The organism is Dyadobacter endophyticus, assembly GCF_014641595.1.
Lineage (GTDB): Bacteria > Bacteroidota > Bacteroidia > Cytophagales > Spirosomataceae > Dyadobacter > Dyadobacter endophyticus.
Map to the genome: position 1 here is coordinate 365,762 of NZ_BMIA01000003.1, position 20,665 is coordinate 386,426.

The following is a 20,665-nucleotide window of genomic DNA, read 5'->3' on the forward strand; positions in this document are numbered from 1 at the left end:
TTGCATCACCCCCATCTGTATCATCAGAAACACCTTTTCAAATGATCAAACAAATAACCGGTCTCCTCTGCCTGACGGCGTCGATCGCTTTTGCGCAAACACCTCCGAAACCCTATGGCGCACTGCCGGCACCCCGCCAGGTCGCATGGCATGAAACCGAAGTTTACGGCATCATGCACTTTACCCCTACCACATTCGAAAACAAAGAATGGGGCTATGGCGATGCCGATCCCAAGACCTTCAACCCATCGGATTTCAATGCAGAGCAGATCATTCAAGCTGCCAAAGCAGGCGGTTTGCGTGGGATTGTACTCGTAGCAAAGCACCACGACGGCTTTTGCCTCTGGCCCACCAAAACGACCGACTATAATATCGCCCAAAGCCCGTTCCGCCAGGGCAAGGGTGACCTCGTGCGCGAAGTAGCGGACGCCGCGCGCAAGCACGGCCTGAAATTCGGGGTGTATTGCTCGCCCTGGGACCGCAACAATGCCAAATATGGCACGCCGGAATACATTAAAATTTACCGCGAGCAGCTTCGCGAGTTGTATACCAATTATGGCGACTTGTTTATGTCATGGCACGACGGTGCCAATGGTGGGGACGGCTACTACGGCGGTGCGCGTGAGAAGCGCTCGATCGACAATACTACCTATTACCAATGGGATTCGACCTGGACTAACTACACCCGCAAACTGCAACCTAATGCCAATATTTTCAGCGATATCGGCTGGGACGTTCGCTGGGCAGGCAACGAGGACGGCAGCGTGAACCCTACTTCCTGGGCAACACTTACTCCGAAGCCTTCGGAAGGGCAGAATGTAGCAGTACCCGGCCAGGCCAATGCAACTGAGAACCCGGGCGGTACACGCGGCGGGAAGTTCTGGATCCCCGCTGAATGCGACGTTCCATTGCGCAAAGGCTGGTTCTACCACGCCAACGAGAAGCCGAAAACGCCCGAAAAGCTATTCGACCTCTATTTGAAAAGCGTAGGACGCGGCGCCGCACTCGATTTGGGACTGGCACCCGACACCCGCGGCCAGTTGCATAACGACGACGTAGTAGCGCTCAAAACATTCGGCGACCACGTCAAAAACACATTCGCAACCAACCTGATCGGTCGCGCGTCTTCCAAAGCCGTAAACGTGCGTGGTTACAACTCCATTTACAGCGCCAAAAACCTGCTCGACGGCAAACCCGACACCTATTGGGCCACGGACGACGATTTCAAAACACCGGAAGTGGTGATAGAAATGAGCCAGCCGGTCGTTTTTGACGTCATCAGTCTGCAAGAATATATCAAGCTCGGACAGCGTATTGAAGAATTCGCCGTAGATGCCTGGATCGGCAATGACTGGAAAGAGGTTTACAAAGGTACCAGCGTAGGAGCCAAACGCCTCGCGAAGCTCGATGTGCCCATCACTTCCAACAAAGTACGCCTCCGCATCACCAAATCGCCGGTTAGTATTGCTATCAGCGAATTTGGGGTTTATAAGGACTCGGAATAGTACGTACAACAATGTGCAAAAAGCGCCGGTTGAGTTTTCGACCGGCGCTTTTTGCTTTCTTTCCTTACCTTATTGTGCGGTCAGCCTTTCCAGCCGCGCATACATTTCCAGCATCGCCCCCTGGTCTATCAGCGTTTTCACAGGTTTGCGGCCCAGAAGGTTTTTCCCGTCGCGTTCTTCTTTCCAGATCCGCTCGGCTTCGGCGACAAAGATCTGGTAATCCCCGGCCTGGGGGTCTATTTTATGAAGTTCCTCGAAGCCCCGGAGCAGCACCACGTTGAACCAATAGTTGTCGGGCAGCTTATTGTTCTTATAAAAATACTTTTTCGACCCCTCTGCCAGGGCTTTTGCCTCAACGAGATATTCCTTGTTACCCGTGATATTATGCAGCATCGCAGCCGATTGCAGCATGGTACCCGTATTGTAGGAGTACTTCGCCGAATCGATTTTCAATGACGGAACTTTGATAGCGTCATAATAAGTACCGTCGCCCGCGCGCAGGTTCTTTTTAGTCCAATCATAAAGGTTAATCGCCGTTTTCAGGTATTCCGGCTCCTTTTTAATTTGATAGAGTTGCAGCGCAACCAGTATTCCAGGGCCGTTGGAACAGGTATTTTTCGTGTTCTTTTCGTCTTCTTTCCAGTACAGCCCGCCGCCCGCTTTATCGTCGTAGCCGGTCATCATGAAGCGGTAGATTTCCTCCGCGACGACCAGGTAATCTTTATCGCCCGTGCGGTTGTACGCGTCCAGGCACGCGATCGCGATCCATTGGTTGTCGTCGTAGAACCGGGAATCCTTTTGCTCACTCGTCACATACGCCTGGTAACCAGGAGCAGGTGCAGCGGTATTGTAATATTGTTTGATGGCCCCGAGCACCGGTTTCATGTATTGCTTGCCCGGGCTCACTGCCTCCGACTCGGTGGCTGCTTGGAGCAATGCACATAGCGGCCACAAGTACGAATGCGGCTTTTCGTTCTTGCCATTGGTTTCAATAAAAAGGCCTGTGGATGACTCGTAAAATACGCCTTCGATGTTGTGGAGAATCTGCCCGCGGCGCGATTTGTAATCGGGAGCGGTCTGCGATACGGCGAGGTCGAAGCGGGCTATGCCGAGCAAAACCAGCGCCGTTGTGTACATACTTTTCATAAATAGTTCCGATTTTTTTGAGTAGAAGCAGGCCCTGCAAGGTTCTCTACTTGAAAGCTCCTCTGCAAAAATTGCTGGTCCCGAAAACGCAACCAACTGTTTTCTGGTAAAATAGAATAATAAAATTTGGTTATTCTAATAATATACAAAACACTGTTTTATATCCAGCACGCATCACCTATTTTTGACTTAATCCCCCATTAACCCGACCGCCTTCTTGACCGCATTTGGCAAACATACCGACGATGCAGTGCTATGGAATTCGTTCCGTGGTGGGGACGAGCACGCATACACGGAGCTTGCCCGGCGACATTACCGGACGCTCTTCCAATATGGCCAGCGGTTCACGCACAATATGCAGTTGATCGAAGATGTGATCCAGGATCTGCTGGTACATCTCTGGCTCCACCGCACCACCATTAATGAGACTCCATCGGTCAAATTTTACCTTATCAAGGCATTCCGGCACCGGATGCTGAAAACGATCAAACCGCTCTCCGACGAGACAGGTTTGACCGACGAATGCGACAATTTGCTGTCCGAATTTTCGAGCGAGGAAGATTGGATTGGGCGGGAGAATGACCTGGCTTTGAAACAACAGGTCAGAACGGCGATCGACCAGCTCCCTGCCCGCCAGCAGGAAGTCATTTACCTCCGTTTTTTCCAGAACCTGATGCCCGAGGAAATCGCGGGACTGCTGGCGATCAACGCGCAATCGGTGAGTAATATCATCCAGCGGGCATTGTCCAACCTGCGCGGATTCTGGCGCACTCCTCCTTCTATCTCCGTCATACTTTGTTCTTTCTGCCAAATTTTCGCACAGTTTTAAATTAAACTGAAAAATTTTTCACACCCAACCGAGTATTCCGGCAGAATAAACGGATAATGTATAAAAACGCATTGTTCGATGTTACCCGATCCATCCGGCCATTTACTACAATCACTTCTCGGAAACCCTGCATTTAGGTGCTGGGCGGAGGGAAAATGCCCCGAAGATGGTCCGGCTTGGAACAAATGGGCTGAGGAGCATGAGAACGGGCAAGATATTCTCCGACAGGCTGTGGAGATCGCGCGGGCCGTGCCAGTGCGTGACGAGCATTTGACAGACGAATATATTCACCACAAGGTACAAGAAGCGCTCCAAGCCGCAAAAAGGCGGGAGCAACGGGAGAACAGGGAAGGAAGGGAATCGTTTTTCCCGGTGTTCGTGTCAGGCTGGAACATCGCCGCGAGCCTTCTCATCATCGCCGGGCTCTGCTTTGCGCTGTTGCGCATATACAATCATACGCAACCGGCTGCGACAGCCGGGCAACCTTCCCGGTTGACGACGCCCGCTTTAAAGGAAGTCGCTAATACGGAACGACCGTTCAAATATGTACAGCTTCCGGATGGCAGCTCCGTGGTATTGCAGCGGAACAGTACATTGAAATACCCTCGGGCCTTTTCCAGCGCAAAACGGGAGGTTTACCTTACCGGCGAGGCGTTTTTTGAAGTAACCAAAAATCCTGATCAGCCGTTTTTCGTCTACGCAGGTGAACTTGTCGCGAAAGTGCACGGCACCAGTTTCAGTATCAGGGCAATTGCCGAGGAAAAAGAGATCACCATCGCCGTCAAAACCGGGAAAGTATCGGTGTTCACCGAGCAGGCCTCCCCAACCCTCCTGCTTACCCGCAACCAGCAAGCCACCTTCGAACGTGCGCAGGCCAGGCTCGTGCGCTCCGCGCTTAAAAGCTCCGCACTGCTGAATATTCCCATTGAGAACCAGGAATTCACCTATTCGGAAACGCCCGCCGCAGAAGTTTTCGACGCGCTCGGGAAGGCTTATGGCGTAAATATCGCATTTGACCGTAACAGCCTGGCGCATTGCAGCATTACCGCGACGCTCGGCGACGAACCGCTCGAAAATAAGCTGAAATGGCTTTGTACCATCCTCGAAGCAAGTTACACCATCAACCAGGACAACATAACCATTACCGGAACCCCATGCGACTGATTATTCACTTCAAAACCCTGCTATTTGAATAAAAAAACAAAAGGTGAACGATGCTACCAACATCATTCACCCGATTAAAATCCCCCCTCATTCTATGCTGACGCTAAGAAATCCCGGACTGAAAGTCCAACAGGGACAAGGGAATTATTTTGCCGATTTTTTAAACCTACAAAACAGACAAAAGTATGAAAAAAACCTTTGACCGGCAGAGTTACCTGCTCAAAATTATGAGAATCAGCCTCATACAATTGTTTATCATTATCCAGGTTTCCGGGCTCGCCGTGGCGTTCGACGGTTTCGGACAGGAACTACTCAACCGTCGTTTGACGGTAAACATCCGTGAACAGAAAATTGGCGCGGCATTGGAGCAGATTGGCAAAATTTCCGGCGTGCATTTTATGTACAGCCCGGAGCTTATCCGTTCACAGCGTAAGGTCACTTTCAGTGCCAGAGAGGAAAAACTGGAAACGATACTCAACAACTTCCTTACGCCATTGCAGGTGTCTTACGAAGTTTCAGGCAAACAGATTTTGCTGAAAAGAGCCGTTTCAAAGCCTGCGTCTACCCTGCCCGAAGGAGCAGGCACGTCCATCAAAACGATCCAGTCTATTGATTTTCAAATTAAAGGAAAGGTGAAGGACGCAACAGGCGGCACCATTCCCGGCGCGACGGTCGTCCTCAAAGGCAGCTCGTCGGTGGGAACTACGACCGATGCCGACGGCGGATTTGCATTGAATGTACCCGATGGCAGTACGACCCTCGTGGTTTCGTCGATCGGCTTCCTGACCCAGGAGATCGATATTACCAGCAAAACCCTGGTGGAAGTAACCCTCCAATCCGATATTAAATCACTTTCGGAAGTAGTGGTAACGGGTTACTCGTCCCAATCGAAACGCGACATTACCGGCGCAGTTTCTACCGTTGACGCTACCGAACTCACCAAAGTGGCCGCTCCGAACGTGGCTCAGCAGTTGCAGGGCCGCGTGGCCGGTGTAACCGTGACATCCAACAATACACCCGGCGGCGAAGCGACCGTCCGCATCCGCGGTTTTGGCACGATCAACAACAACGACCCGCTTTACGTCATCGACGGCGTACCTACGAAAGGTGGTTTGAACAGCATTAACCCGAACAATATCGAATCGATGCAGGTATTGAAAGACGCTTCTTCGGCTTCGATCTACGGCTCACGCGCTGCAAACGGGGTGATTATTATCACTACAAAAAAAGGAAAAGTAGGTGCCCCAAGATTTACATTCAATTCCCGCGCGGGCTTCCAGACCGGGAAAGTTGATCTCGACCTGATCAAAGACCCGCAGCAATTCGGCGACCTTCTTTGGACGCAGCGTAAGAATGCGGGCGTGCTCACGAACGGCAACCCGTCGCACCAGCAATATGGCAATGGGCCATCGGCGGTTGTGCCTGATTACATTCTCGCAGGTTCGAGCTACGGATTGAATATCAAGACAGATCCATCGAACCCAAACAGCCCCGATAATCCGGCCGTGCTAGCTCTTGTCGATCCCTCCCGTTACAACTACAACCGGTCCGGTTTTTACCAGATCGTAAAGGCCAATAAGGAAGGTACAGACTGGCACAAGGAAATCCTGCGCCCGGCGGCGATCCAGGAATACAATATCGGAGCAAACGGCGGTACGGAGAACGGGCGTTACGCGCTTGCACTCAATTATTTCAAACAGGACGGCGTATTGATCCACACCTCATTCGACCGCTATTCGATCCGTTCGAATACCGAGTTTAGTTTCAAAAAACGCATTCGTCTGGGCGAAAACCTGGAATTGAGCTATACCGAAAACAAAGGTTACTACAATGCGAACGGTACTGCCAGCTCTACCAACAACCAGGATGGCAACCCGATCGGCAATGGCTACCGCATCCCTTCGATCATTCCGGTGTACGACATTGCGGGTAACTTCGCCGCCACCCGCGCGGCAGGTCTTGGCCCCGCTACCAACCCCGTTGCACAGCTTTGGAGAAGCCGCAACAACCAGACCAATACCCTGCGTGCTTTCGGGAATGCCTACCTGGAAGTGGATATTTTAAAAGACCTGACCGCCAAATCGAGCATTGGTATCGACTTTATCAACGCCAACCGCGTGGGTTATACTTTGCTCGACCTCGAAGAAGCGGAGATTGAAGCCGCCAATGCGATGACCAACGGAAATGCCTACGACATTAACTGGACGTGGTCGAATACACTGAACTATACGAGAAACCTCGGCGCCTCACACAAACTGAGCGTGCTGGCTGGTACGGAGGCGATCAAAGGCACCGGCCGCGACTTCTCCGCCACCCGCACGACCTTTTTCTCCGAAGACCCGTTATATATGTACCTCAACTCGGGAACCTCAGGTATTGCCAACACCGGTGCAGGCTATCAGTGGGCATTGTTCTCCGTTTTTGGGAAAATCAACTATGCATTCAAAGACCGCTATTTGCTCGAAGCTACCGTGCGCCGTGATGGTTCTTCACGCTTCGGACAGAACAACCGCTACGGTACATTCCCGGCGTTCAGCGCAGGATGGCGCCTGTCGGAGGAAAGCTTTATGAAGAGCATTCCCTGGCTGGATGATCTGAAACTGCGTGCTGGGTGGGGACAAACCGGAAATCAGGAGATTGGTAACTACAATGGTTTCAGCACTTACCGTTCGAGCCTGAGCCAGTCGTCGTACCCGATCGACGGTTCGAACAATGCCGTGCAGCCGGGCTTCGATACGGAAGCATTCGGCAACCAGAACGCGAAATGGGAGACCACCACGCAGACCAACGTCGGTATCGACGCCACTTTCCTCAAAGGGATGTTCGGCCTGAACCTCGATTTGTACAACCGTACCACTTCCGACATGCTTTACCAGGTTGCATTGCCTGCAACACAGGGTGTGGCGACCATTCCGTTTGTGAATGTGGGTGAAATGAACAACAAGGGTATCGACCTCGCCATTGACTTCCATAACAAAGCATTGAACGGCGATCTCACCTACTCGATAGGCGCCAATTTTTCGACCTACAAAAACGAAGTAAAACGCCTGAACGCCAGCTCTACCGCGGTACTTCTTGGCCCTGCTATCCGCAGCTACACCTGGACCCGCTCCGTAGCAGGCATGCCGCTTTACTCATTTTACGGCTTGCAGATCGACGGCATTTATCAGAACCAGGGCGATGTGGACGCCGGTCCGAAATACCCGGGCTATGCGGCTGTGGGTAAATACAAATACCACGACACCGACGGTGACGGCACCATCACCGACAACGACCGCAAGTTCCTCGGCAACCCGCATCCGGACTTCACTTACGGTATCAACCTGAATGCCGGTTACAAGAACTTCGATTTTTCGGCATTCTTCCAGGGCGTAAAAGGTAACCAGATCATCAACATGGTGAAGCGCTGGGTGGACTTCAACAACCAAGCCGGTAACCGCAGCCTCCGCATGCTCAACGATTCGTGGACGCCCGAAAATCCGGATGCAGTATTGCCCATCCTGGACGCCAACGACAGCCGCAGCCAGCAACCTTCGAGCTATTTTATCGAAGACGGCTCCTATTTCCGTATGAAAAACCTCACGCTGGGCTACACGCTGCCTGCAGGGGTATTATCGAAAATCGGTTTCGAGAGTGCCCGCGTGTATGTACAGGCGCAAAACCTTTTCACGATCACCAAATACAGCGGCATCGATCCCGAGGTAACGTCGGTAGGCTCTACGCCGGGAAGCACCGTTCTGGGTGTGGATCAGGGTAATTATCCCAATTCGAAGATGTACCAGATCGGTATCAATTTCGGGTTCTAGTTTGGTTTAATAAAATTCTTTTAACACGGTATCATTTCAATTATCGATATGAAAAAGAGCGTATTAGCATTAACAGCAATGGTCTGCGTGGGTGTACTCACCTCCTGCGGGGACAGTTTTCTCGAAACCACGCCGCTGGGTGTGGGGAACGAGGCCATGCTTGCCAATAAAACGGGGGTCAATGCGGTATTGATCGGCGCATACAGTCTACTCGACGGCGTTGGTTCCGGGCCGGTAAACACTTCGTCTGTCAGCAACTGGATCTACGGCTCCATCGCGTCCGACGACGCCTATAAAGGCAGCGACGTGGGCGACCAGGCGCAAATCACCACCATCGAACGTTACATTCCCCAGGCCGATATCGGTGCCTATAACGACAAATGGGTAGCGGTTTACGACGGCGTTTCGCGCTCCAACAACGTGATCAACCTCATCGCCAAGGCTACCGACATGACCGCACCTGAAAAAGCGCAAGCCTTGGGCGAAGCGCGTTTCCTGCGCGCCTGGTACCATTTCGAAGCGAAAAAGCTCTGGAATATGGTGCCTTATGTGGACGAAACGGTCGTTGATTACATTAACCTGCCCAACGACAAGGATATCTGGCCCAATATCGAAGCCGACATTCAGTTCGCGATCGACAACATTTCGGCGACCAAAGCACAGGCAGGACGCGCCAGCAAATGGACAGCGAAAGCATTCCTGGCCAAAGTGCATATGTACCAGCAGGACTACCTCGCCGCCAAACCATTGCTGGACGACGTGATTAACAATGGCCCGTTCTCGCTCGTGAACAGTTTCCACGACAATTTCCGTATTACCACGGAGAACAATGCGGAATCTATTTTTGAGGTACAAATGTCGGTAGCCGACGGCGGTGCCGGGCAAAACGGCAGCTGGGGTGATAACTACAACTTCCCTTATGGCTCGGCACCAGGTGGTTGCTGCGGGTTCTTCCAACCCACCCAAAACCTGGTGAATGCATTCAAAACCGACGCCGCCGGGCTTCCGTTGCTCGATACATTCAATGATGTAGATGTCAAAAATGATGAAGGGCTTGCTTCCTCCGACGCATTCACACCATACGAGGGTACTTTGGACCCACGTCTCGACTGGACGGTAGGACGTCGCGGCCTGCCGTTCCTCAACTGGGGAACGCATCCGGGCAAAAACTGGATTCGCGACCAGAGCTTCGGCGGACCTTATACGTTCAAAAAATTCTTTGCTTACAGCGGTGAAAACGCGGGTGCCGAATCGCCGCGTGCCAATGCCAACAATTACCGCGCCATTCGCTTCGCCGACATCCTGCTGATGCGTGCGGAAGTGGCTGTGGAGGACAATGACCTTGCTACCGCTTTGAAGCTCGTGAACCAGGTACGCACAAGAGCCGCCAATGTGGTGGTGCTCGACGCAGCCAGCAAACCCGCCGCCAATTACCTGGTTAAAACCTATCCTGCATTCGCGAACCAGGAATATGCGCGCAAAGCCGTCCGTTTCGAGCGCCGCCTGGAACTGGCGATGGAAGGCCACCGGCATTTCGACCTGGTGCGCTGGGGCAATGCGGATGTGGTGCTGAATGCCTATTTAACCAAAGAAAGCAAGAAACGTACGTACCTCTCCGGAGCCACTTTTGTAAAGGGTAAAAGCGAGTTTTTCCCGATCCCTCAGGCGCAGATTGACATCATGGGCGCAAACGTTTTGAAGCAAAATCCATAAAAGTGACAAATTTTTAATATTATTATCCAAAATTATCACAAATGGAACACCACGAACAGGATACCACCTCCCGGCGCGACTGGCTCAAAACCATTGCATTAGGTGGTGCAGCGGCGATGACCAGCCATGTTGCACAGGCAGAAACGGCTCCTGCCGCCCCCACAGCGCGCAGGATACCCATCGCCGTCTCGACTTATTCCTACTGGCATTTCCAGGAACAGAAGTATCCCGTTGATAAGGTGATCGAAGATGCGGCGCGGCTGGGCTTCGACGGCGTGGAGATCTTGCACCGGCAAATGGACAACGAAACCATTCCATATATGAACAAGCTGAAAAGGCTTGCATTCGACAACGGATTGGCGCTTCCGTTACTTTCTATCCATCAGAGCTTTGTGCAGCCGAAGCCGGAAGATCGCAAAAAGGACATTGAACATACCCTGAAATGTATTAACCTTGCCACCCAAATGGGCATTCCGGCGATCCGGATGAACACCGGAAGCTGGCGGACGGTGAAGCGCGATGCCAACTATTACAAGGATGGCAAAGAGCCGCCGATCCAGGGCTTCACGGATCAGGACGCTATTAAGTGGTGTATCGAATCGATGCAGGAATGCCTCGTAGCTGCCGAAAAGGCGGGGGTCGTTCTGGCAATCGAAAACCACTGGGGACTGTCGTCGAACATCGATTACCTGCTTGAAATTTATAAGCCGCTGGCATCGTCTCCAGCCATGGGCATGAATGTCGACACCGGCAATTTCGTGGGCGATACCTACCCCCAGTTCGAGCGCCTGGCCCCCTACGCGACGATCGTTCAGGCCAAAACCTATTACGGCGGCGGGCATTATTACGACCTCGACCTGGATTACAAACGGATCGCAGGCATTTTGAGAAAAGCGAATTTCAAAGGTTACGTATCGCTGGAAATGGAAGGAAAAGAAGACCCGGCCACAGCGGTGCCGAAGAGCCTGAAAGTATTAAGGGAAGCATTGAGCTAACCCCTTAAAAGAGTTTCATAATTATATTCTGTAGTTAATAAAGTGCAGCTTCTCTGGGGCCGCACTTTTTGTTTTAATAGTGATACTTACACTGAGCTATCGTGATGCACCCATCCGCAACCTTATACACCAACCGATGCTCATCGGTAATCCTCCGAGACCAGAAACCGGAATAATTCGAGCGTAGCAATTCCGGCTTTCCCTTTCCTTCGAACGGTGTCCGCAAACATTCCTTGATCAATTCGTTGATTCGTTTTGCAATGTTCCGGTCGATCCGCTGCCATTCGACGTAATCCTCCCACGCATTAGGATGCCAGGAAAGGATCACAGATCAGTAAGATCGCGGGAAAAAATGTGGTTTCCTGATTCGATATCCTTCATTGCTTCCAGCAAACGGGCTTTGTTAGCCGGACTTTTCATGAGATAGGCAGTTGTATCCATTTCCTGATCCGCCATCGCGGTCTGGCGACGGTTCAGGAACTTGAAGAGATTAAATATGGATTGCCTCTTTTTCAATGGAAGAGCGAGTTTCATGTCTTTTTATTTCAGTGTGTTTGATAAATTTCGTTTAAAGTTAAGCTCTAAATGTCTGTCATCCAAACCTTCTAAACACGCCGCCGAGACGATCCCCGGACAATCAGCTCCGTACTCAAAACCCGCTTTTCATTCACGATAATGTCCTCGGCATCTACCAGTTGCAAGACCCACTCCGCAGTGGTGTGCCCGATTTGCAAAGTCGGCTGCCGAACGGTGGTCAGGCCCGGGCCAATATAGGCCGATTCGGCATTATCGCTGAAACCCACCACGCCAAGCTCATCGGGGATTGAAATGCCTTTTTCCTGAGCCATCAGCATGATTTCAATGGCAGAAGAATCGTTTACGGCAAATATCGCATCGGGGCGCTCGGCGAGGTCGAGGAGGTATTGGCCGTAAATGCGGGCTTTCTGCTGGGTTAGCATGCCCTGAATGATCATGTGGTCCTTGATGGGCTTACCGTACTTTTCCATCGCCGCCTTGTAGCCCCGTAACCGCTCCTGGCTTACCTGCAACGTGAGCGGCCCACCGAGGTGGGCGATCCGCTCGTAACCATTCAAAATAAGGTGTTCTACCGCCTGAAACGACGCTTCAAAATCGTTCACAACCACTTTCGGCACGTCGATCTGGTCGCATACGCGGTTGAATTGAATCAGCGGAATGCCGCGTTTCGCAAAAAGGCTCAGGTGATCGAAGTTATTGGTTTCCTGGGTGAGCGAAATAAGCAGCCCATCGATCCGGTTTGCCAGCATTGCCTTGGTATTCGAGATTTCGACCTGGTACGACTCGTTGCTCTGCATAATCGTAAGGTTGTAACCCGCCTGCGTGAGCACTTCGTGTGCGCCTATGATCACGTTCGGGAAAAACTGGTTCTGAAATTCCGGAACGATCATTCCAATTGTATTAGTCCTGCTTTTTACCAGGTTGTAGGCAAGCTGGTTAGGTTGGTAATCGAGCTGGGCAGCCTTATCGAGCACGGCCTGGCGTGTTTCCGGGCTAATGTCCGCATGCCCGTGCAACGCCCGCGAGACGGTCGAGTTCGAAACGCCGAGTGATTTGGCCACGTCGATAATCGTCGTCTGGTGCCGTTTGCGTTTTACGAGGGATTGGATCGAATCGTCTCTTTCCGAATGCGTGAAATAGTAATTGCACCATTTGCACAGGTACCGCTGCTTGCCCCGCACGTAACCCGCCTTCATGATGCCATCCACCTGCGCACACTTCACACACTGAATCATAACCCTTGTACTTTTTAAATAAACACCCTTTCAAATACCCAAATCAATGCCCTCTTCAACACAGATTACAAAAATATAAAAATCTCCTATTAATCATCAGCAAAACCATATATCGGTAACGTCTCCGCAAACGTTACCGATACTTTTTGTTCAATTCCCGGAATTTTCAGCTCAAAAACCATATTGATACCGCCTCCCATGGCTGCTATATTTAGGTAGAAACCGCATTTAAGCACGGTTTGTCATAAGTAATGGTAGCCCACAGCAATGCCGATTCAATGCCACAAAATTGCACTTTTCCCATTTTATCAATTTTGATCAAACCCTAATTTTTAACTACATGAAGAAAAAAATACGTGACTTGTTCCTGCTCAGCATTCTGTGCCTGGGCATTACGCAGTCGCTGCTCGCGCAGAACGTGACAGTGAAAGGCAAAGTGACCGACGATAAAGGCGAAATGATTCCCGGTGCAAGCGTGACTGTAAAAGGCTCTCAGCAAGGAACACTGACAGACGCAGAAGGTGTATACTCCCTCGATGTGGCAGGAAACGCGACCCTCGTATTCTCATTTTTGGGCTATCTGAAAGAAGAAGTAGCCGTTTCGAACCGTTCGACGATCGACGTTTCGCTTAAAACCGACACCAAGGCGCTGGAAGAAGTGGTGGTAGTCGGCTACGGAACGCAGCGCAAGATCGAAACGACCGGCTCCATTGCTTCCGTAAAGGCGGCCGACCTCGTGCAAACGCCCGTCGCGAACGTAGCCCAGGGCCTTCAATCGCGGATCGCCGGCGTGCAGATCAACCAGAACACCGGCTCGCCCGGGGGTAATGTGAGCGTGCGTATCCGCGGTACCAACTCCATCAACGGCTCTTCCGAACCGCTTTATGTGGTGGACGGTATCCAGATTTCAAATGGCGGCGGTATCAACGACGTGAGCCCGCTTTCGACCATTAACCCCAATGATATCGAGTCCGTGGAGGTATTGAAAGACGCCTCTGCATCAGCAATTTACGGCGCACGCGCAGCCAACGGGGTAATCCTGATCACAACTAAACGCGGTAAAAGCGGCGCCACACGTGTTACCTACGATGGCTACTATGGTTCTCAGAAAGTAAACAAAATGCTGAAAGTCCTGAATGCGGCGGAGTTTGGGCAACTGGAAAATGAGGTATTCAAAGACAATTATTATGCAAACCCGGCATCACTCGGCGAGGGTGTCGACTGGCAAAAGGTAATCTTCCGCAAAGCGCCTATTCAAAACCATCAGCTGTCGATCAATGGAGGAAGTGAAAAAACGCAGCTCGCATTGTCGCTCAACTATTTCGATCAGGACGGTACCATGCGGGGATCGGCGTTTACACGCTATTCTTTCCGTCTCAATCTCGACCATCAGATCAATAAGAACATCAAAATCGGAACCAGTATCCTTGGGAGCCAGTCGGTCGCGGATGGCATTCAGACAGGCAGTACCGACATCGGCAACGCGGGTGTGGTTACCGCTACGGTATTGGGTGCGGCCGTCGGCGCTCCTCCTACCCTGCAACCTTACCGCCCCGACGGCACTATTTTCCCATTCGGAGAGCAAGGCAATGGCCGGTACCGCGAAGTAACCAACCCGCTGAGTTTCATCGAAGTACTCAACAAGCGGAGCATCAAACGCGTACTGGCGAACCTTTACGGGGAGGTCAAATTGTTCAAGGGGCTTACCTATCGCGCCTCATTCAATCTCGACCAGAAAGGCGAGCTTTATAACTATTACTCGCCCCGCAGTATTGTCAACAAAAGCGACCTCACCGATGCTTCGGGATCGGCAAGCAAGGGCAACTACAATAACCTGGCGCTGCTCCACGAAAGTATCCTGACTTACAGCACCAATTTCGGCAAAAATCATTCATTCAAAGCGACGGCGGTATTTGGTACCCAGGGCGAGCAATACAACGAAAACGTCATGAGCGCCCAGGGATTTCCCAACGACGCAACACAGAACGAGGCTATGCAGCTTGCGCTTACCCGCACAGTGGGCAGTTTCCGGAGCAGCCAGCGGCTGGATTCCTACATGGGACGGGTCAACTACGGATTCAAGGATAAACTCTTCGTAGACGTCACTGCGCGGATAGACGGGTCGAGCAAATTCGGGGCAAACCTTAAATATGGGATTTTCCCCGCCATATCAGCGGCATATCGCCTCATCGAAGAGCCGTTTATGAAAGATCTAACCTGGCTTTCGGACTTCAAACTTCGCGGAAGCTTCGGGCTTACCGGTAATGCGGGCGGCCTGGACCCTTACCAATCCCTGGCCACAGTGGCTGCCAACGGTAGCAATTACATGCTCAACCACCTTTACGCAACCGGTATCGACCCGTCCAGGATCGCCAATAAAGACCTCCGCTGGGAACAATCGGTGCAAACCAACTTTGGTGTCGACGTAAGTTTGCTCAATAACCGGATCAGCCTTATTGCTGATGTTTATTACAAGAAAACAGAAGACCTGCTATTTGAAAAGACGCTGCCGATGAGTTCGGGATATACCAAGATCAATGGCAACTTCGCGGGTCTTCAAAACAAAGGGCTGGAACTGGCAGTTAATGCGCGCATTCTCGATGGTCCATTGAAATGGGATGTTTCAGCGAACACAACCATCAACCGTAACAAGGTCACAACGCTGGACGGCGGCGTGACGAGCGAGCGTTTCATTAATACTTACAGCCTTTTGAAAGTAGGCGAGCCACTGGGCATATTCAAAACTTATGTGTTTGATGGCATTAACCAAACTGGCGAAGCGATTCTCCCCGGATATGACGGGCGCCTGGGCGGGCAAAAGGTGAAGGACATGAATGGCGACGGGAAGATCGATGCCAACGACCAGGTTATTACCGGCAACCCTAATCCTAAATTCATTTACGGCTTCTCCACCAATCTTTCTTACAAAGGATTCGACCTGGCCGCATTCCTTTCCGGTTCGCAGGGGAACGACATCTACAACGCAAGCCGACTTTCCTTCGAGAACCCGCTCGGACAGCGCAATTTGCTCGAAGGCGTCGTGAACCGCTGGTCGCCTACCAACCCCAACAATCAGTATGCAAGTGCATTTCAGGCCGGGCGGCTGCCTATTTCGGACTATGTCATGGAGGACGGTTCTTATCTCCGCTGCAAGAACATTACGCTTGGCTACAAATTGCCCGCATTCAAAGGCGTGCAGAGCATCCGCGTGTACGTGAGCGCCAACAACCTGTTCACCATTACCAATTACAGCGGTTTCGACCCGGAGGTTAACACTTTCGCTGGTTCAAACACGCAGATCGGGGTCGACAACTTCGTATATCCGCAAGCCAAATCGTTCCTGGGCGGTATCCAGGTTTCATTCTGATTATTCCGAATCCTTTTGCCGAACAAAGGCTAAAACGACATGAAAAAGCTACTAAAAATTACCACATATCTGGGCATGGCCGGGACCGCGCTTATCGCCCCTTCCTGCAAGCTTGACGAAACGGTTTACTCGTCGATCTACACAGAAAATTTTTATAAAACCGCCGCCGACGCCGAGAAAGCATTGATTTCCGTGTATGGCGCGCTGGGAAGTCTGGGCGGCGGGCCCGCGTTGACGCTCATTGCCGATTTCAGCGATGATCAGACATACCCCCGCGGCGTGGTAGGCCGTAATACGCTGACCCAGTTTACCTACGATCCCAATTATACGACGCAGAAAAGCAACTCGCGGGTGAACGAATCGCCGCAGCAGATCTGGCAGTCGTGTTATGCCGGTATCGAAAAAGCCAACTGGGTCATTGCCAAGGTGCCGGACGCCACTATGGACGAAGCGCGCAAAAAGCAGATCATCGGCGAGGCCTATTTCCTGCGGGCGTTCTACCATTGGTTTTTGAGTAAAAACTTTGGGGATATACCGGTCAAAATCACGCCGAGCTATTCGGAAGCGGATGCCCTGACGGCGAAAAGCTCCAAAGCGGGTGTTTACAAGCAAATTTACGCCGACCTCGACCAGGCTTTGAATGCGGGACTACTTTCCTACCCCACTGTGGAGAAAGGCCGCGTGGCGAAAGAAGTCGTTAATGCATTGTATGCCAAAGCTGCTTTGTACAACGAGGATTGGGCCAAAGCGTTGGAACAGGCCAAAGTTGTGATCAACTCGGGCAAATATGTACTCCTGGACGATGTGCGCGATGTGTACAAATATGATAAAGAGGATGCCGCGCGCATTGAAAACATGTGGGCATTCGAGGTAGATCCTGTTTCTCCCGGCCTTGGTCACCAGCTCACGGGCCTCTGCGGCCCTCCGGGAAGCGCCGGGCCCGAATATGCCCGCACTTCCTATGGTTCGATGTTCGCCTACCAGGCATTTTTCGACTCCTTCGACCCTACCGATAAGCGCCGCACCTTGCTGGACACCAATTACACCGACAAATCCGGCAAAGTGGTCCCGCAGAAAAGCATTACGCCCATTACCACGAAAGGCGTGCTGATCAAGAAATACCAGGATCCCATTTCGACCGTAGGCATGATCCCGAACATCCCGATCTTCCGCCTGCCCGATGTGTACCTCATCGCCGCCGAAGCGGAAGCTCGCCTGAATGGCGCCACGACCGCGGCTTACGATTTCATCAATCCGGTGAGAAAGCGCGCCGGCCTGGCCAATCTAAAAACCGGCCTGACCAAGGACGCATTCATCGAGGCCGTTTTACAGGAACGTGGATGGGAGTTTTTCGCGGAAGGCGATCGGTGGTATGATCTCACCCGCACCGGCAAATTCCTGACCGTGATCCCGAAAGCGGTCAACGATGTGTATCCGACCCGGAACGTTACGGCCAAAAACAAATATTTCCCGATCCCCCTCGACGAGATCAATGCCAACCCGAAACTGGAACAGAACCCTGATTGGAAATAGGTTATTGAAATAATGATGCTGATCGCCCAAGTACTACTCTTCCTGGCAATGCTTACATCCGTTCCTTTTCCCGACAGGCAAAAGGAGCGGGTCAGGGAGTTCACGGTCACCGAGAACGACACATTAACCTACACCCTGAAACTTGCGCTCGACGATAAGGGACAGCCGCAGTACTTTTTCAGGAACATCTTCACACCGGTTTGCTATACCAACGAATGCAAACCGGTGTATATCAATTTCTATTGGGACCTGCTGGGCAATTACGAACGCTATGACCTTCCCGAGGGCAAAGTGCTCACCAAAGTCGATCACGACGAATTCAAGGAGGCGGATTACCAAAAGTTACAGGATATTCTTGCTCAAACGAACTCCATTTTCGCGGACCTGAAAATGGAAGACCTGATCTCCAAAGGCACGGATAATCTGACCGACTCCGTCGACGCGAAAGCTGGCGCGACTTTAAAAACCATTAAAAACCAGGTGATCGACGGCGCGGTCTATACCTGTTACACCCTTTGGCATATCGCGTATGGTAAGGCGGTTCCTGAAATGCGGAAGGTCATCGAAACCTATTCCAACGACGCATTGCTGCACCGGTTTCTGGAAAGCAAAAATCACCATTACCAGTATTGGGCAATGGCTAAGGTCATGGATGCAAGCGGATCTGTGAAAAGGCCTTTTGAAAAAGACATCGAGGCGATCATCGCCGGCAAGAACGGCTTCATTGCCAAATATGCGTTGCAGCATGTAGGAACCGACTTTTTCAAAACGGAACAAAGGCAAAACTGGCTTTGGGAAACCTATCAGAAAACGGGTTATGCCACGCAAATAGCCATACTGAAAAGACTTAATACCGACACCATCTCAATCTCGAAGCCCCTGGCAGCAAACCTGCAAACCAGCTTATCTAATGCCAATGAAGAACAAACGCTACTAATTCAAAAAATCCTGCAAAAACAATGAATATCTCCCATAACCCAAGGCTTATGCCTTGGGATCCAGACGCCCCAGGCACCCGGACCAACCCAAGGCTTAAACCTTGGGCTATGACACTCCTGCTAGCCTTGCTCGCCCTACCCGCCCTGGCGCAAAAACATATCCTCGTTGAAACAGAATCCTTCGAGGACAAGGGCGGCTGGGTGATTGACCAGCAGTCTTTTGTGGTCATGAACTCGTCCTATATCATGGCCCACGGAATGGGACGACCGGTGAAGAATGCTGCTACCACTGCAAAATTCCCGAAAACCGGGAAGTATCATTTGTGGGTCCGTACCAAAGACTGGGCGCCATTTCCGAAGGGGCCCGGCAAGTTTCAGGTGCTGGTGGACGGCAAATCCGTGGGCCAAACTTTCGGCGAAAGCGGCTCCGATACCTGGAAATGGTACGACGGCGGTGTAATCGATATTCAAAATACCGATACAAAACTGGCATTGAAAGACCTTACCGGCTTCAACGGCCGCTGCGATGCATTGCTTTTTACGGACGATTTGAAATTTACCCCGCCGAACGACCTCGAAGCATTGACGGCATTCCGCAGAAAGCTACTGAATCTAACCGACAAGCCGCAGGAGGCCGGTCGCTACGACCTCGTGGTAGTAGGTGGCGGCATTGCCGGAACGTGCGCGGCCATTTCTGCCGCGCGAATGGGCCTTACCGTAGCATTGATCCAGGACCGCCCCGTGCTTGGTGGCAACAACAGCTCCGAAGTACGTGTGCATTTGATGGGCGATGTGGATAAAAACCATTACCCTAAGCTCGGCCGCATTGTCCGCGAAATGGATAATGGCGACCCGGGGAACGGCAACCCCGACGCCAAGGAGTATGGCGATGCACGTAAAATCTCGATCGTAAAAGCGGAAAAGAACCTGTCGCTATTCCTGAATACCCACGTTTTCAAAGTTGAAAAAGAGCATGACATTATTACGGCGGTAGTAGGCCGCGACATTGCTACCAACCAGGAACGCCGCTTTTCCGGCTCGTTCTTTTCCGATTGCACCGGCGACGGCACGGTGGGCTTCCTGGCAGGCGCCGAGTTCCGTATGGGGCGTGAAAGTAAGGATGAAACCGGCGAATCCCTCGCGGCAGACAAAAGCGATGGTTTCACATTGGGTACTTCCAATTTATGGGCTTCCGTGGATCGCGATACCGTTTCATCGTTCCCCGAAACACCCTGGGCCATGCAGTTTTCCGACGAGTATCACATCGATGAACCGAAGTCGGACTGGCAATGGGAAACCGGGTTCGGAAACTTCAACACCATTACCCAGGCCGAACAAATCCGCGACCATAACCTGCGCGCCATTTACGGTAACTGGTCGTATTTAAAGAAAAACAAAGCTGCTAAATACGGTAAAAAGGACCTCGCCTGGGTGGCCTACATCGGTGGCAAACGCGAGTCGCGCAGGATCATCGGCGACTATGTTTTGAATCAAATGGATATCCAGGAGGGTAAATTTTACCCCGATGGCTCAGTCACGGCTACCTGGACGATCGACCTGCATTTCCCCGATGCCAAAAACAGCAAGTATTTCGAAGGACAGGAGTTTTTCGCGGGAACCAAGCACATCAAAGTGGCGCCCTATACGATTCCATACCGCTGTCTTTATTCCAAAAACATCCAAAATCTGTTTATGGCCGGTCGGAATATCAGCACTACGCACGTAGCGTTCGGGAGTACCCGCGTCATGCGTACGTGCGGGATGATGGGCGAGGTCGTAGGATTCGCTTCGTACATCGCGGCCAAATACAAAACCACCCCGCGGGGAGTTTACAAAGACCATCTGCCTGAACTGACAGGCATCCTGAAAGGCGAAACGTTGGCCCCTCAACCCTGAT

General features: G+C 51.8%; 14 protein-coding genes. 10 read left to right on the forward strand and 4 right to left on the reverse strand.

Annotation, left to right across the window (positions count from 1 at the left end):
- Nucleotides 1-41: 41 nt before the first annotated feature.
- Entirely contained in the window at nt 42-1,505 is a 1,464-nt protein-coding gene (locus IEY24_RS21285; RefSeq protein ID WP_188935826.1) for an alpha-L-fucosidase, read from the forward strand.
- 69 nt (nt 1,506-1,574) lie between these two features.
- Here IEY24_RS21285 and IEY24_RS21290 read toward each other — a convergent pair whose 3' ends face one another.
- Complete coding sequence (locus IEY24_RS21290) at nt 1,575-2,651, reverse strand: glycoside hydrolase family 76 protein (protein ID WP_188935828.1); 1,077 nt, start codon at nt 2,649-2,651, stop codon at nt 1,575-1,577.
- 217 nt (nt 2,652-2,868) lie between these two features.
- On the opposite strand from IEY24_RS21290, the gene IEY24_RS21295 reads away from it, so the two are divergent.
- The 5 genes from IEY24_RS21295 (at nt 2,869) to IEY24_RS21315 (ending at nt 11,158) form a co-directional block, all read left to right on the forward strand.
- Entirely contained in the window at nt 2,869-3,480 is a 612-nt protein-coding gene (locus IEY24_RS21295; RefSeq protein WP_188935830.1) for an RNA polymerase sigma factor, read from the forward strand.
- 78 nt (nt 3,481-3,558) lie between these two features.
- Nucleotides 3,559-4,644 (forward strand): FecR family protein, encoded by a 1,086-nt coding sequence (locus IEY24_RS21300; RefSeq protein ID WP_188935832.1) that lies wholly within the window; start codon nt 3,559-3,561, stop codon nt 4,642-4,644.
- Nucleotides 4,645-4,829: 185 nt separating this feature from the next.
- A complete protein-coding gene (locus IEY24_RS21305) occupies nt 4,830-8,450 on the forward strand; it encodes a SusC/RagA family TonB-linked outer membrane protein (protein WP_188935834.1) in 3,621 nt (1,206 codons plus the stop codon).
- 48 nt (nt 8,451-8,498) lie between these two features.
- Nucleotides 8,499-10,163 carry a RagB/SusD family nutrient uptake outer membrane protein gene (locus IEY24_RS21310; RefSeq protein ID WP_188935836.1) on the forward strand — a complete coding sequence of 555 codons (1,665 nt, stop codon included), beginning with the start codon at nt 8,499-8,501 and terminating at the stop codon, nt 10,161-10,163.
- A gap of 41 nt (nt 10,164-10,204) precedes the next feature.
- Nucleotides 10,205-11,158, forward strand: a complete 954-nt coding sequence (locus IEY24_RS21315) for a sugar phosphate isomerase/epimerase family protein (RefSeq protein ID WP_188935838.1) — start codon at nt 10,205-10,207, stop codon at nt 11,156-11,158.
- A gap of 73 nt (nt 11,159-11,231) precedes the next feature.
- Here the strand turns inward: IEY24_RS21315 and IEY24_RS21320 are convergent, their stop codons facing one another.
- The 3 genes from IEY24_RS21320 to IEY24_RS21330 all read right to left on the reverse strand — a co-directional run bounded on the left by IEY24_RS21320 (nt 11,232) and on the right by IEY24_RS21330 (nt 12,930).
- Nucleotides 11,232-11,483: a Txe/YoeB family addiction module toxin gene (locus IEY24_RS21320; RefSeq protein WP_188937282.1), complete on the reverse strand. Its 252-nt coding sequence runs from the start codon at nt 11,481-11,483 to the stop codon at nt 11,232-11,234.
- Nucleotides 11,483-11,692, reverse strand: coding sequence for a type II toxin-antitoxin system Phd/YefM family antitoxin (locus tag IEY24_RS21325; RefSeq protein WP_188935841.1), 210 nt, complete (start codon nt 11,690-11,692; stop codon nt 11,483-11,485). The genes IEY24_RS21320 and IEY24_RS21325 overlap by 1 nt, the downstream gene beginning before the upstream one ends.
- A gap of 71 nt (nt 11,693-11,763) precedes the next feature.
- A complete protein-coding gene (locus IEY24_RS21330; protein WP_188935842.1) occupies nt 11,764-12,930 on the reverse strand; it encodes a substrate-binding domain-containing protein in 1,167 nt (388 codons plus the stop codon).
- A 340-nt stretch (nt 12,931-13,270) separates the two neighbouring features.
- Here IEY24_RS21330 and IEY24_RS21335 point away from each other — a divergent pair, with 340 nt between their 5' ends.
- The 4 genes from IEY24_RS21335 to IEY24_RS21350 all read left to right on the forward strand — a co-directional run bounded on the left by IEY24_RS21335 (nt 13,271) and on the right by IEY24_RS21350 (nt 20,664).
- Nucleotides 13,271-16,297: a SusC/RagA family TonB-linked outer membrane protein gene (locus tag IEY24_RS21335; protein ID WP_188935844.1), complete on the forward strand. Its 3,027-nt coding sequence runs from the start codon at nt 13,271-13,273 to the stop codon at nt 16,295-16,297.
- A 39-nt stretch (nt 16,298-16,336) separates the two neighbouring features.
- Nucleotides 16,337-17,830 carry a RagB/SusD family nutrient uptake outer membrane protein gene (locus IEY24_RS21340; protein ID WP_188935846.1) on the forward strand — a complete coding sequence of 498 codons (1,494 nt, stop codon included), beginning with the start codon at nt 16,337-16,339 and terminating at the stop codon, nt 17,828-17,830.
- Between the two features lie 12 nt (nt 17,831-17,842).
- The gene (locus tag IEY24_RS21345; RefSeq protein ID WP_229222814.1) at nt 17,843-18,793 is read left to right on the forward strand and encodes a hypothetical protein; all 951 of its coding nucleotides are present in this window, start codon (nt 17,843-17,845) and stop codon (nt 18,791-18,793) included.
- Between the two features lie 83 nt (nt 18,794-18,876).
- Nucleotides 18,877-20,664: an FAD-dependent oxidoreductase gene (locus IEY24_RS21350; RefSeq protein WP_188935848.1), complete on the forward strand. Its 1,788-nt coding sequence runs from the start codon at nt 18,877-18,879 to the stop codon at nt 20,662-20,664.
- The last annotated feature ends 1 nt before the right edge of the window (nt 20,665 follow it).